This window comes from Marinococcus sp. LNHM5E3-2.1 (assembly GCF_056034365.1).
In genome coordinates this window covers 26,422-39,657 of sequence record NZ_JBQLIB010000019.1, presented here as the reverse complement: position 1 = coordinate 39,657, position 13,236 = coordinate 26,422, and the positions used below count along the sequence as shown (strand labels likewise).

15 protein-coding genes are annotated in these 13,236 nt (G+C 47.2%); 5 read left to right on the top strand and 10 right to left on the bottom strand.

The genetic code is table 11. The features are described 5' to 3' along the window. Positions 1 to 191: 191 nt before the first annotated feature. Positions 192 to 392 (bottom strand): hypothetical protein, encoded by a 201-nt coding sequence (locus ACTRXH_RS15060; protein WP_474264250.1) that lies wholly within the window; start codon positions 390 to 392, stop codon positions 192 to 194. 303 nt (positions 393 to 695) lie between these two features. Here ACTRXH_RS15060 and ilvD point away from each other — a divergent pair, with 303 nt between their 5' ends. From ilvD to ACTRXH_RS15045, 3 genes are all read left to right on the top strand, one after another. Further along, positions 696 to 2,390: a dihydroxy-acid dehydratase gene (gene ilvD / locus ACTRXH_RS15055; RefSeq protein ID WP_474264248.1), complete on the top strand. Its 1,695-nt coding sequence runs from the start codon at positions 696 to 698 to the stop codon at positions 2,388 to 2,390. A 144-nt stretch (positions 2,391 to 2,534) separates the two neighbouring features. After that, positions 2,535 to 3,221 (top strand): DsbA family protein, encoded by a 687-nt coding sequence (locus ACTRXH_RS15050; RefSeq protein ID WP_474282836.1) that lies wholly within the window; start codon positions 2,535 to 2,537, stop codon positions 3,219 to 3,221. Positions 3,222 to 3,226: 5 nt separating this feature from the next. Continuing rightward, on the top strand, positions 3,227 to 3,631 hold the full coding sequence (locus tag ACTRXH_RS15045) for a disulfide oxidoreductase (protein WP_474282834.1): 405 nt from the start codon (positions 3,227 to 3,229) through the stop codon (positions 3,629 to 3,631). Positions 3,632 to 3,663: 32 nt separating this feature from the next. Here ACTRXH_RS15045 and ACTRXH_RS15040 read toward each other — a convergent pair whose 3' ends face one another. The 5 genes from ACTRXH_RS15040 to ACTRXH_RS15020 all read right to left on the bottom strand — a co-directional run bounded on the left by ACTRXH_RS15040 (position 3,664) and on the right by ACTRXH_RS15020 (position 8,036). Continuing rightward, the gene (locus ACTRXH_RS15040) at positions 3,664 to 4,680 is read right to left on the bottom strand and encodes a siderophore ABC transporter substrate-binding protein (protein WP_474282832.1); all 1,017 of its coding nucleotides are present in this window, start codon (positions 4,678 to 4,680) and stop codon (positions 3,664 to 3,666) included. Between the two features lie 105 nt (positions 4,681 to 4,785). Beyond that, a complete protein-coding gene (locus ACTRXH_RS15035; RefSeq protein WP_474264240.1) occupies positions 4,786 to 5,544 on the bottom strand; it encodes an iron ABC transporter ATP-binding protein in 759 nt (252 codons plus the stop codon). After that, entirely contained in the window at positions 5,532 to 6,488 is a 957-nt protein-coding gene (locus ACTRXH_RS15030; protein ID WP_474282831.1) for an iron chelate uptake ABC transporter family permease subunit, read from the bottom strand. The genes ACTRXH_RS15035 and ACTRXH_RS15030 overlap by 13 nt, the downstream gene beginning before the upstream one ends. Beyond that, positions 6,478 to 7,431, bottom strand: coding sequence for an ABC transporter permease (locus ACTRXH_RS15025; protein WP_474282829.1), 954 nt, complete (start codon positions 7,429 to 7,431; stop codon positions 6,478 to 6,480). The genes ACTRXH_RS15030 and ACTRXH_RS15025 overlap by 11 nt, the downstream gene beginning before the upstream one ends. Positions 7,432 to 7,625: 194 nt before the next feature. After that, on the bottom strand, positions 7,626 to 8,036 hold the full coding sequence (locus ACTRXH_RS15020; protein WP_474282827.1) for a hypothetical protein: 411 nt from the start codon (positions 8,034 to 8,036) through the stop codon (positions 7,626 to 7,628). A gap of 158 nt (positions 8,037 to 8,194) precedes the next feature. On the opposite strand from ACTRXH_RS15020, the gene ACTRXH_RS15015 reads away from it, so the two are divergent. Both ACTRXH_RS15015 and ACTRXH_RS15010 read left to right on the top strand, forming a co-directional pair. Further along, positions 8,195 to 8,521: a thioredoxin family protein gene (locus tag ACTRXH_RS15015; RefSeq protein ID WP_474282825.1), complete on the top strand. Its 327-nt coding sequence runs from the start codon at positions 8,195 to 8,197 to the stop codon at positions 8,519 to 8,521. Positions 8,522 to 8,640: 119 nt separating this feature from the next. Continuing rightward, complete coding sequence (locus ACTRXH_RS15010; RefSeq protein ID WP_474263009.1) at positions 8,641 to 8,991, top strand: carboxymuconolactone decarboxylase family protein; 351 nt, start codon at positions 8,641 to 8,643, stop codon at positions 8,989 to 8,991. Between the two features lie 37 nt (positions 8,992 to 9,028). On the opposite strand, the gene ACTRXH_RS15005 is transcribed toward ACTRXH_RS15010, so the two are convergent. The 4 genes from ACTRXH_RS15005 to nrdI all read right to left on the bottom strand — a co-directional run bounded on the left by ACTRXH_RS15005 (position 9,029) and on the right by nrdI (position 13,199). Then, positions 9,029 to 9,652 carry a hypothetical protein gene (locus ACTRXH_RS15005; RefSeq protein WP_474282823.1) on the bottom strand — a complete coding sequence of 208 codons (624 nt, stop codon included), beginning with the start codon at positions 9,650 to 9,652 and terminating at the stop codon, positions 9,029 to 9,031. Between the two features lie 102 nt (positions 9,653 to 9,754). Further along, on the bottom strand, positions 9,755 to 10,726 hold the full coding sequence (nrdF, locus tag ACTRXH_RS15000; RefSeq protein WP_474263014.1) for a class 1b ribonucleoside-diphosphate reductase subunit beta: 972 nt from the start codon (positions 10,724 to 10,726) through the stop codon (positions 9,755 to 9,757). A gap of 18 nt (positions 10,727 to 10,744) precedes the next feature. Then, a complete protein-coding gene (gene nrdE, locus ACTRXH_RS14995) occupies positions 10,745 to 12,799 on the bottom strand; it encodes a class 1b ribonucleoside-diphosphate reductase subunit alpha (RefSeq protein WP_474282838.1) in 2,055 nt (684 codons plus the stop codon). A 4-nt stretch (positions 12,800 to 12,803) separates the two neighbouring features. After that, positions 12,804 to 13,199, bottom strand: a complete 396-nt coding sequence (nrdI, locus tag ACTRXH_RS14990; protein ID WP_474282821.1) for a class Ib ribonucleoside-diphosphate reductase assembly flavoprotein NrdI — start codon at positions 13,197 to 13,199, stop codon at positions 12,804 to 12,806. Between the last annotated feature and the right edge of the window lie 37 nt (positions 13,200 to 13,236).

The following is a 13,236-nucleotide window of genomic DNA, read 5'->3' as shown; positions in this document are numbered from 1 at the left end:
AACAAGCTCGTCGATCCGTTCAGCGGCCAGGAGCCGCGTCCGGAATTTCTGGCCAACCGCCAGGATACTTCCGCGATCAAGCCAAGCTCGGATCGTCTTTCACACAAAACTTCCACTTCTGCAAAATAAGATACAAAAAGCATCCGGTTTTTCTTCCCGGATGCTTTTTTCATTATAATGTCGGTCTTCAATCACCGTTTGAATGTCTGATCCTTTTCGTCGTTTGATTTCTGTGTAAGCAGTACACTGTATAAAAGCGCAAACACCATGCCGCTGAAACCAATCATTTGAATAATAACACTTTCGAATCCCTGCAGCTGCAGAGTCCCCGTTAAAAACAGAGCGAGAAACGCAACCAACATTGCCACAGCCCATACAACTGGTTCTTTCATCGTTATTCCCTCCATTTTCTCTCATGAGTAGAGATAGGTTATCTATATCATAATAAATTCCTTTTCCTTTTCCCATCCGTCTGTAAAGTTATCTCCCATACTAATTTTTTCATTTGTCAGAAATAACTTTTATTCACCACCGCTGTTACGTTGAAACAATCATCTATTCCTAGTATGATAGTGGATAGTCCTTGTTAGATAGACATTTGTATATGCATAGAAAAATACCCGTGCTGCGTATGGAGCACGCGAACCGTCATGCACATTGTCTGCGACGAAACTTCATGAGAGAGGGTCATAGCGATGGGAAACACAGAAAAAGATTTACGAAACCGCAGTAAAGCCATCAGCGAGGGAGCCAACCGGGCGCCGAACCGGGCAATGCTCAGGGCCGTTGGATTTACAGACGACGACTTTAAAAAACCGATGATAGGCATTGCAAGTACGTGGAGCGAGGTTACTCCTTGTAACGTACATATCGATAATCTTGCACGCCACGCAAAGCAGGGAGCGTCCACCAACGGTGGTGCACCGCTTATTTTCAACACAATTACCGTATCTGACGGAATCGCAATGGGCCATGAAGGCATGCATTACTCCCTTCCAAGCCGTGAAATTATTGCGGACTCGATTGAAACTGTTACCAATGCGGAGCGTCTCGACGGGGTCGTCGCCATCGGCGGCTGTGATAAAACGACGCCTGGCTGCGTCATTTCTCTGGCCCGCATGAACATTCCTTCCGTTTACGTTTACGGCGGAACTATTCAGCCAGGTAAACTAAACGGTAAAGATATTGATATTGTTTCGTCCTTTGAGGCTGTCGGCCAGCACCAGACTGGTCAGATCAGCGATGAAGAGCTTCATCAGGTAGAGTGCAATGCGTGCCCGGGTGCTGGTGCCTGCGGAGGGATGTACACAGCCAATACGATGGCTGCTGCCGTAGAAGCGCTTGGCATGAGCATCCCCGGTTCTTCCTCCACGCCTGCGATTTACGAATACAAAGAAACCGAATGCAGACAGGCCGGGGAATTAACCATCGAACTGCTTGAAAATAACATTCTTCCAAAGGATATTATGACGAAAAAAGCGTTTGAAAACGCCATTACGGTTGTTATGGCGCTTGGTGGTTCCACCAATGCATTTTTACACCTTCTTGCGATTGCTCATTCGGCAGACGTGGACCTGTCTTATGACGACTTTGAACGAGTCCGCCAGAATGTCCCTCATATTGCCGACCTGAAGCCGAGCGGCAAATATGTGATGCAGGACCTTTATGAAATCGGCGGCGTGCCGGCAGTCATGAAGCTTCTCCATGAGGAGGGGCTCCTGCACGGTGAATGCCTCACGGTAACCAGCAAGACGCTTGCAGAAAACCTTGATGCTGTGCCGTCCCTCAAGGAAGGTCAGGAAATTATCCGTCCTATCGCTGAACCATTTAAAAAGACCGGTCCGCTTGTCGTTTTAAAAGGAAACGTCGCACCGGAAGGCTCCGTAATCAAGCTGTCCGGTCAGAAGATCAGCCGGTTCGAAGGCACGGTAAAAGTCTTTAACAGCGAAGAATCAGCTACAAAGGCTATCATGGACGGGGATATCGTCGAAGGAGACGTGCTCGTTATCCGTTACGTCGGCCCACAGGGCGGCCCGGGTATGCCGGAGATGCTTTCTGTTACTTCCATGATTGTAGGACGCGGTCTCGGCGGTAAAGTGGCTCTTATGACCGACGGTCGTTTTTCCGGCGGCTCACACGGTTTTGTTATCGGGCACGTTGCGCCTGAAGCAAGTGTTGGCGGTCCGATCGGTCTGCTTGAAAACGGGGACACCATCTCTATTGACAGCGACACGCAGGAGATCAACCTCCATATTTCCGATGAAGAGTTTGAAAAACGCCGGAACGCCTGGCAGGCGCCGGATCTTCCGGAAAAACGCGGAGCGCTGGCCAAGTACGCTAAACTCGTTTCTTCAAGTGCCAAAGGCGCCGTTACCGACGCAGATTTATAAGCAATACTACGGAGAGCTGCCTTTTCGGGCAGTTCTCTTTCTTTTCAGCATTTTTTTGAAGACTCTTGAGTTTCCAACAATTTATGGTAAATTATGAAGGTATTGAGCACTACATACATAGCATAGCCACGAAAGGAGTTTCCTATGTCTAAAAAACCAAGGCCCAGTTCCGGCCGTACATTCGCAGCCATTGTAGCCGTTATAGCTGTGATTTTGCTCGCTATCATTCTTGTCGGCAACTTCGGCGGCGGAAGCAGTGACAATTCCGGCGGGAGCAGCGGAGAAAGTCTTGATACAAGCGGCCAGCCCCTCAAGGGGGACGAGGATGCCCCGGTAACAGTCGTTGAATTCGGGGATTATAAGTGCCCTGCGTGCAAAGATTTTCACGAATCGGTCGTTCCTGAAATCGAGTCCCAGTTTATTGAATCCGGCGATGCCGCTTTCCATTACGTTCATTACCCATTTCTAAGTGAAGATTCCACTACAGCGGCAGAATTCAGCGAAGCCGTTTATGGCGAACTCGGGGATGAAGCCTTCTGGAGCTTTCACGATACACTTTTCGCCAACCAGCCGCAGAATGAAGGCGGCGATTACTTTACCCAGGAACGTTTAGCGGAGCTGCTGCAGACAACAGCTTCCGAAGAGGAAGTAAACACCGTGATTGAAGCTTTTGAAAACGGCACCTATGAAGAAAACGTGGAGAATGACCGTTCTATGGCCGAAGATCTTGGTGTAAACAGCACCCCTTCCGTATTTGTGAATGGAGAACTATTTGAAGGTGACAGCTATCAGGAGCTGCTCGATATGATTGAAGAAGAGGCAGGGGAGTAACGCCTATGGATCGTTGGTTAAGTGCGGCCTGGCTGATGGCCATTACCGCTACGCTCGGCAGCTTATCGTTCAGCGAAATTTTAGGCTACACGCCGTGTGAGCTTTGCTGGTATCAGCGCATTCTTATGTACCCGCTCGCAGTTATTTTGGGCGTGGCTGTCTTCCGCGGGGAGCGGCAGGTCATATGGTATGCGCTACCTCTTGCTGTTCCTGGCATGCTGCTTGCAGGCTATCATTACCTTTACCAAAAGCTTCCCGTGCTGCAGCAGGCCACGGAATGCACCGGTGCGGTTTCCTGCTCCGATCAATCAGCGCAGTGGTTCGGGTTTATTACTATTCCTCTTCTTTCTTTCACTGCATTTTTGATTATTTCCATTGCTCTTTTGATTATCGCTGTAAGCAAAAAATAGTCACATGCCCTCAGGCACGTGACTATTTTTTATTATTCTTCGGACGAAGCCACGGCTTCTTCTATTTCTGTAATCATTTTATCCATCGACTGCAGACCGCCGCCGGAAAGATACCAGTATTCCGGGTCCAGATAATGAATGTCATCGTTCTGCGCTGCCTGTGTTTCATTCACAATGTCATTATCGAGAGTTTCCGCAGCTGACTGCTCTTCCCCGCCTTCACTGACTACCGCACTGCGGTCTATGACGAAGAGGTGTTCTGGATCTTCTTCCGCTAAGTATTCATAGGAAGCACTCTGTCCGTGTGTAGATGCTTCGATATTTTCATCCGCTGCCGGCACGCCAAACACGTCATGGATCAGCCCGAAGCGGGAGCCTTCGCCATAAACACTCAAGGAACCGTCGTTTACAAGCGTCACCAGCGACTCTCCGGCATCTTCAGCCTTTTCGTTTAAATCTTCAATGCGGGTATGAAGCTCGTCTACTTTTTCCTGCATCTGCTCTTCCTTCTGGAAAATCTCTCCGATCATTTCCATGTTGCTGTCAAAGGATTCCATATAATTTTCTGTATCCACTGCTGTATAAACAGTCGGAGCAATCTCGCTCAGTTCCTCATAGGCATCACTCTGGCGCCCTGAAATGATAATAACATCCGGCTCCATTGCGTTAATTGCTTCAAAATCCGGCTCTTTCAGGCTACCGATATTTTCATATTCATCGCTGCTGTAATCATCCAGGTACGAAGGAAGCGACTCCTGGGCCACGCCGTCCACGTCTACATTAAGCTCATCCAGCGTCTCAAGCATTTCATAGTTAAACACGACGACATTTTCAGGGTTTTCCGGTACTGTTGTTTCACCCAGCTCGTGTTCCACCGTCACTTCCCCGCTGCTTTCCTTCCCCTTTTCTTCACTGGTGTCTTCCTCATTTGAAGCACTGCTGTTTTCACCTTCTGCAGTTGATGACCCTGAATTATCAGCTCCGCATGCAGCAATAAGTGCTGTTCCCAATACTGCAGTTGACGCAAGCATCCATTTGTTCTTTTTCATTTTTCTATTCCCCCTGGATAAGTTATTTTATTTTCCAAGCCCTGATGCGCTGGTGCTCCCTCCTTTTGTTACTCTTTCGCCGTATCAACGGGCCGGTGGCAGTGTTTATGTAAAGTAAACACAGATTTTCTGATCGTTAATACGACAGATCGGCATATCCATTTCATAGATATCTGTCAGCACTTCTGATGCCATCATCTCTTCGGTGGTGCCCTGAGCTACGATATGCCCATTTTTTAAAGCGACGATGTCATCGGAGTAACAGGAAGCAAAATTAATATCATGAATAACCAGAAGCACGGTTTTGCCCATGTCTTTAACTAAACGGCGCAGCACCTTCATGATTTGCACCGAGTGCTTCATATCCAGATTGTTCAGCGGCTCATCGAGCAGAATGTAGTCGGTGTCCTGAGCAATAACCATTGCAATGAAGGCCCGCTGCCGCTGGCCGCCGCTCAGCTGATGAATAAAGGAGTCCTGCATCGTTTCAAGCTCCATGTAATCAATTGCCTGATCCACATATTTCCAGTCTTCTGCGCTCAAACGTCCCTGCGAATAAGGAAAACGGCCGAAGGAGATTAATTCACGGACGGTAAGCCGGGCGTTCATTTCGTTGGACTGCTTTAAGATCGCCAGTTTCTTTGCCAGCTCCCGGCTTTTTGTTTTCGTAATGTCCTTGTCCCCGATTTTCACTTCGCCTTCGTCCTTCGCGATCAAACGGCTGATCATGGCAAGCAGCGTACTTTTTCCCGCCCCATTCGGACCGATAAATGAGGTGATCTGCCCCTGCTTAATCGTTACGGAAACGTCGTCTACGACCGGCGTTTCATCGTATTTTTTTGTTACATTCATTACCTGGACCATGCTTTATTCCCCCTTAATAACAGATAGATAAAGTAAATGCCTCCGATAAAATTCACAATGACGCTGATCGCTGTGTTGAAGCCAAGCACCCTCTCGACGAGCAGCTGTCCGCCGATAAGAAATGCCACAGCCGCAAGCGCAGCAGCCGCAAGCAGCACGCTGTGCCGGTAATCCTTCATCAGCTCGTAAGCAACGTTTGCCACGAGCAGGCCTAAAAACGTAATAGGCCCGACGAGCGCGGTTGCAATGGAAATAAACATAACTACAATGATAAGCAGACGCTTTACCACGTATTGATACGGCACTCCCAGGTTAACCGCCTGGTCCTTCCCAAGGGAGAGAACATTTAAATATTTCATGAAAGACAGGGAGTAGATAAACAGCAGTACAAAAGCCGCTGCAGAAATACCGAGAATATTTGTATTCACATTGTTAAAGCTTGCAAACATATTGTCCTGAATCGTTAAAAATTCATCTGGTGATATGAGGACCTGTAAAAATGTTGAAATGCTGCTGAACAATGTTCCGCAGACAATTCCGACGAGCAGCAGAAAGAAAATATCCTGCTGCTCCCCCTGAAATAAAAAGTAGTAAAGAATGACGGCAAACCCGAGCATCAAGGCAAGCGATACGAAAAAGTTCAACGGACCGTTAACTACAACCGCCGACGTGGAACCGAAAAAGAACACGAGTGCTGTCTGCAGCAAAATATACAATGAATCGAGACCTATAATACTAGGTGTTAAAATCCGGTTATTCGTAATCGTTTGAAAAATAACAGTGGAAAAAGCAATCGCACCGCCGGTCATAACCATAGCAAGAAGCTTCTCTGCCCGGTGCTCCAGGACGTAATCCCAGTTACCTCCAGCGTCTGTAAACATAAAGATGACGGCGAGAACAAGCGACAAAACAGCCAGTCCTATGATCTTCCAATTAAAACGCATATTTCTTCCTCCTCATCAGCATATAGAGGAACAAGAAACTGCCCAGGACACCTACGGTTAAACCGATAGGCACTTCATACGGAAAAACGATCAGCCGCCCAAAAATATCACAGACTAGCACAAACACCGCGCCAAGCAGTGCGGTATGAATCAGCGTTTTCTGCAGATTGTCCCCCAGGTAGATAGCAACAATATTCGGTACCACCAGGCCTAAAAAAGGGATGGTCCCCACTGTTAATATAACGACGGCCGTCACAGCGGCGACAATGGTAATGCCAAGATTGACGACTGTACGGTAATTCAGCCCCAGGTTCACCGCAAATTCTTCTCCCATGCCGGCGATCGTAAATCGTCCGGCAAATATGTAAGCTATGAAAATAAGTGGCAGGCTGACATACAGGAGCTCATATTGCCCATTCACAATTAATGAAAAATCTCCCTGTAGCCAGGCTGACATGTTCTGGACAACGTCATACCTTAAGGCAAAAAACGTTGTGACGGAGCCTACAACACTCCCAAACATTAATCCCACCAATGGAATAAATATGGGATCTTTAAATTTCACGCGCTCCAGAATTGTCATAAAAATAAACGTACCGAGAAGTGCGAATAAAAAAGCTACGCCGGTCCGGAGCAGCGGCGTGGCTCCGCCAAACCAGATCATGGCCACTAAAATGCCAAACCGGGCCGAGTCCATCGTACCGGCTGTAGTAGGAGAAACAAACCGGTTCCGGCTCAGCTGCTGCATGATTAACCCACAGATGGCCATCCCCATGCCGGCCATAATAATACTGAGGAGCCGTGGTATACGGCTCGATGTCAATGTACGCCATTCGTCTTCGTTTCCTGCCATCAGCCCCTGAACCGACACCGTCTGGACGCCGATAAACAGGGAACCGGCCGAAAGAAGAACGAGAAGAACGAGTAAGTACCACCATTTCATCTGTAAACACTTCATTTCCAAGAACAATTGCATCGTTCTGCGTCTAATTATTAATGATATTCATTATCAATTACATTTTTTATTCTATCACCCCGGTTCTAAATGTCAATGTACCTTTTGCTTTTTTTCCTAAATTTTTCATAAACGAAAAAGCCGGCCTGCCTGAAAGGCAGAACCGGCGTTTCATATTCTCGTTAAGACGGGAGTGTTACTTTGTCCATGAATGCTGAAAAAGCATAGGAATCTTCATTGTAGGCGTATAAAAACATGGATCCTGAAACGGCCGTCCGGTAGGAAACATTTTCCCATCCTCCGTTTTCAGTCACTTCCTGCTGGAACTGCTCCTCTGCCTGTACAGCCGCATCCCGGGAATCGAACTCATAAACCGCTACTTTTGTATTCGTGCTGTCTTCCTCCCACATTTCGCTTTCGTGATCTATGGATACCGGGGCCGCAGGGCTTTCTTCTGTCTCCTGCATAGAAAGCCCGTTGCTTTCAAGCTCCGTGATCCATTGTTCTGCTCCCTCTGCCTCATTTCCACAGGCCGATGCAAGCAGCAGCATGCCTGCTGCTGCGCACGCTGCCATCCTGTTGAAAAGCCGCATTGCAGTCCCCCTCCTCCCGAAAAAAATGAATATGCTGCTGATTATGTATATGTTTATTCTAACAGGGATTTCCAGTCGAAACATTATTCTTCTCGTTTTTTTGCACATTTTTATGCCTTTGTTACAATAGAGAACAGCATGAAAGGAGCGAATAAATAATGACTACGAATAACCGCATTGAATCTAAAAATTCTTTTGAGGAAACAATACAAACAGAAACACCGGTAGCGGTAGAATTTTCAGCAGGCTGGTGTCCGGACTGCCGGAAACTCGATATGTTTATAGACGATGTACTGAACCGTTTTGACAGCGTGCCATTTCATAAAATTGACACCGAACAGCTGCCAGACATTACAAGCGAACAGGAAGTAATGGGCATACCGAGTATTCTTGTATTCCAGAACGGGGAAAAAATAGGCCATTTGCATAGCGCAGATGCTAAAACCCCGGGTCAGGTAAGCGACTTTTTCTCCAAATATTACTAAAGAAAAACTGCCGGGACTCCGGCAGTTTTTTAATTTTCCGGGCAGCCCATGCCGTGCTTTGTTTGAAATTGCCAGAAGCGGGAATGTTCCCTTCAGCATACTAAAAAGGGGTGAACATTATGGCAGTTATTGATGCCAAAGAAATATTAAGCGAATACCGCCGCGGCATAGAGCAATTCAGTGAATCGTATCAGGAAATCGCAAAAAATTACAACCGCTTTACGTCGAGTGCTTTTGAAGGCGGAGAAGTTTCGACCGCTCAGAAGCATTTGACAGCTCTTGCTATTGGCGTTCATCAGGGTGATACTACATGCATTGTTTACCATATGGACCAGTGTCTCCATCATGGATGTTCTGAGGATGAAATCAAAGAGTATATGGGTGTAGCGGCAGCTTTTGGCGGCGGCGAATCCATGAGTGAAGCAGTGACGATAGGCCTCGATGCCCTGCAGCAGTTAAAGGATAGATAAACAAGAAGCTGTTTCCGGCAAAGGAAACAGCTTCTTGTTATTTATCCAGGATATCTACAACAAATTGGGACCATGTCTCAAGCCGCTCATATGTATCCGGCTGGGACAGTTCATCCACGCTTGTCCAGAAGCCGCGGATCTGCTCCGTTTCTTTGACCTGTACGTCCACGTGCTCCGGAAGAATAAAAGTATATAGAATGCCGAGATGCACTTCACCGACGGCGTTATCGTCATCATTAATCAATCCAAGCGCCTGCATTTCCGCTCCTTCCATAGAAGAAATATGAAGTTCTTCTTCCAGCTCACGGTCAGCATTTGTGTGCAGCAGCTCCTGAAATGTCGAAACGCCGGATTCAGCATTCATATGCCCTCCAAACCCGAGGGACAGTTTATTATGCAGCCTTCCTTCTCCTCCGCCTGCAAGCCGTTCGTATGCGAATAATTGTTCTCCCCTTCGAATGACTACATAGGGAATCGGCTGTTTCCAGGAAGGGTCTTCTTCGGCGTCTCCCCGCCTTTTTTCCGTATATGTATCCGCAATCGTTCCAATAATTTCCTGAATTTGGTCCTGCTCGTCCTGCACCCCGTGAAATGCCCGGGCTTCGCATGCAAATACCTGCTCTCTTGGTGCTACTACAATCATTTCATCCATTTTACCCATACTTTTCACCTCTTTGTGATGTTCATCTGTACTTTATTATAATTATAGCGGAAATTTTTTATATACACATTAAAAAAGCCAGGCGCAGGCCCGGCTTTTTTGTTAGTCGAAAATGAAATCTTCGTCCCGGACCGGCTCCACTGTTGCTTTTTTGTAGCCGTTTCCTTTCATCGAGAAGAAATCATGGGATTTTGTTTTTGTATCCATGCCGTTTAATACAATCGGGTTAATTTCTTCCTCTTCAAAATACGCATCCAGGCCTAAGTTCATCAATGCTTTGTTCGCATTGTACCGAAGGAACTTTTTCACATCAGAGGTCAGTCCTACCGGATCATACAGCTGTTCGGTGTAAAGCAGTTCATTTTCATACAGCTCCATGAGGAGGTCGTGGGCAAATTCCCGCAGCTCTTCCTGCTTTTCCGGTGTCTGGCGCTTGTAAATTTCCTGTGCCAGAAGACCAACGTATACCCCGTGGATCGCTTCGTCACGGATAATCAGGTTAATGATTTCCCCGCTCTGCATGAGCTTGCCCTGGCCGTAGAAATAAAGCGGATAATAAAAGCCGCTGTAGAACAGAAAGCTTTCAAGATAAACAGAAGCTACCATCGCTTTGTACAGGGAAATTTCGTCCCCGTCTTCGATTTTATTGTACTGCTCGACAATACGGGTAGCTTTTTTCTGCAGGTGCGGATTTTCCTTCACCCATTCAAACAGCTCATTGATTACTTCTGTAGAAGCAAGTGTCATGAAAATGTTCGAATAGGATTTTGCGTGCACCGCGTTTTCCATCATTGCCATAAAGTTTAATACCGCTTTGCGCTGGTGGCCTTCCACCTGCTCAGCAACCTTTGGCATGCCGACATTTCCCTGCTCTGTATCGAGCAGGGTCAAACCGGCGAGTACTTTCATATACGTGTCTTTTTCTTCATCGGATAAATATTTCCACGTGAGCAGATCCCCGTTGAGTGATATTTCCTCTGGAAGCCAGAACTGTTTTACGTTCTGGCTGTAAAACATCTGCGTAAAATCGTCGTCTTGTTTTGACCAGTCGGCTGCGTCAAATATTTGATTCATGGGGTGATGCTCCTTTCTTTACACGACGCAGGAGAGGCAGTCGTCCTGTCCTGTGTCTTTTGTCCGCGCATAGTAAATCGTCTTGATACCTTTATGGTGGGCATAGAGATCAATTCGGTTCAGGTCTCTCGTGGTGATGGTGTCACGCACAAAGAGAGTGAAGCTGATGCCCTGATCGATGTGCTCCTGGATAGCTGCGATCATATCCACAACGTTGAACATATCCATGTCATATGCCGCTTTGTAGTAGAACCAATTATCCGGCGCAAGGCCCGGCATCGGGTAATACGTTTTCGAGTTGCCGTACGTCCGTTCTTCAATCCGCTCCATAATCGGCATAACAGAAGCAGTAGCCGACTGTACATAGGAAATGGAGCCGGTTGGTGCGATTGCCAGGCGGTAGCTGTGGAACAATCCGTGCGTCTGCACCTGCTTCATCAGCTCTTCCCAGTCTTCAGCATCCGGCAGGGCCATGCCTTCAAACAGGTCCGCAATTTTAGCAGAGGACGGGAGGTAAGGACGGTTCAAATACTTATCAAAGTAGGAGCCGTCAGCATAGCTGGATCCTTCGAAGCCGTAGAACGTCTCTCCTGTTTCTTTTGCAAGCTCCATCGAACGCTGAATGGAATAGAAGTTCACAGCCATAAAGAAGAAATCAGCGAATTCCCGTGCTTCCTCACTTTCGTAGGCGATATGGTTCTGCGCCAGAAAGCCGTGCAGGTTCATCGCGCCGAGGCCAATCGATTTCATCATCTGGTTGCCGCGGCGTACAGCCGGAGCATTCGTAATATTGGTATGCGTCGCTACGTGTGTCAGAGAATCAGTGGCGAGCTTTACTGTATCCTTGATCGTTTTGTGCTTCATAACATTGGCAATGTTCAACGAACCAAGGTTGCAGGAAATATCGAGGCCGACTTCATCTTCCTCGCCGTAATCCGTATAGCTTGATACCTCAGACGCCTGGAGGACTTCAGAGCAAAGGTTGGAGAATTTTACTTTGGACACGTTATTCAGCGCGTGCGCCCGGTTGACGTTATCCTGGAACATCAGGTAAGGGTATCCGGATTCGGACCGGAGAATCGCCAGCTTTTCAAGCATGCGGCGGGCATTGACCTTGTCTTTTTTCACGCGGTCGTCCTCGACGAGCTTGTCGTACATTTCGCTCATATCCATTTCATCAAGATGTTCACCGTACGCCCGGTACACTGTGTGCGGATAGAACAGATACATATCTTTATCCTGGCGGGCGAGTTCAACGAATTTATCCGGAATCACGACTCCGATTGATAAGGTTTTAACACGCACGTCTTCATCGGCCGAAATTTTCTTTGAATCCAGGAAGTCGTGAATATCCCGGTGAAAAATATTTAAATACGCCGCGCCGGAGCCCTGGCGCTGCCCCATCTGATCTGCATAACGAAAAGCATTGTCGAGCAGCTTCATTACGCCGACGACACCTTTTGTCGCGTTTTCCACATCCTTAATGGCTTCGCCCTTTGCCCGGAGCTTCGATAAGTTCAGTGACACACCGCCGCCTACCTTGGACAGCTGCATGGAAATATCGACAGCCCGGGAGATATCATTTAAAGAGTCGTTTACTTCCAGCAGGAAGCAGCTGACTAATTCTCCGCGCCGTTTTCTGCCGGCATTCAGGAACGTCGGGGTGCTCGGCTGATAATCCTGGCTCATCATCATTTCTGCAAACTGCTCAGCTTTCTCTGCGTTTCCATTGCCGAAATAAAGGGCCACAACAGCCACCCGGTCTTCAAAGCGCTCAAGGATCATTTTCTGATCATTGGTTTTCAGCGCATAATCATTATAAAATTTAAACGCGCTCATGAATGACGGAAAACGGAATTTCTTTTCATAGCACAGGTTGTAGACGCGCTCAATTTCTTCAAATGAATACGCCTCGAGGAATTCTTTTTCATAAAAGTCATTTTCGAGCAGGTAGTCGAGCTTTTCTTTCAGATCATGAAAGAAAACAGTGTGCTGATTGACGTATTGAATAAAGTATTGATAAACGGCTTCTTTGTCTTTTTCAAATTGAAAGGACCCGTCCTTTTGGAACATAATCTCATTGTTTAACTGGATCCAGTCGGTGGTTTGTGTTTGTTGCAACTTTCATCGCCTCCTCTGCGAAAATGGACACATCGTTTTTTGTTCCGCTCAGTTCGAATTTATGGAGTATGGGAACGTTGTAGTTCACTGCAATCTGATTGGCGCTTTTGGCGAAATTGTCTCCCCATACTTTGTTTCCACTCGATGCTACAGCAAGAAGCTGCTCTGCATGTTCTTCGAGAAATGTTTCGGTGGATTCCGGGATATTTCCAAATCCCTTCGTATAGGTGATAAGGATAAACGGTTCATCGATTTGTTCCGCTTCATTCAGACTGTACACCCGGTCAAACGGGATTTTTTCCGCAAAACGCTTCACGTTGCCCGTCATAGAATCAAAAATGATCGGTATCATCGAATCCCCTCCTTACTTTCTAAAATGCACGAATGTC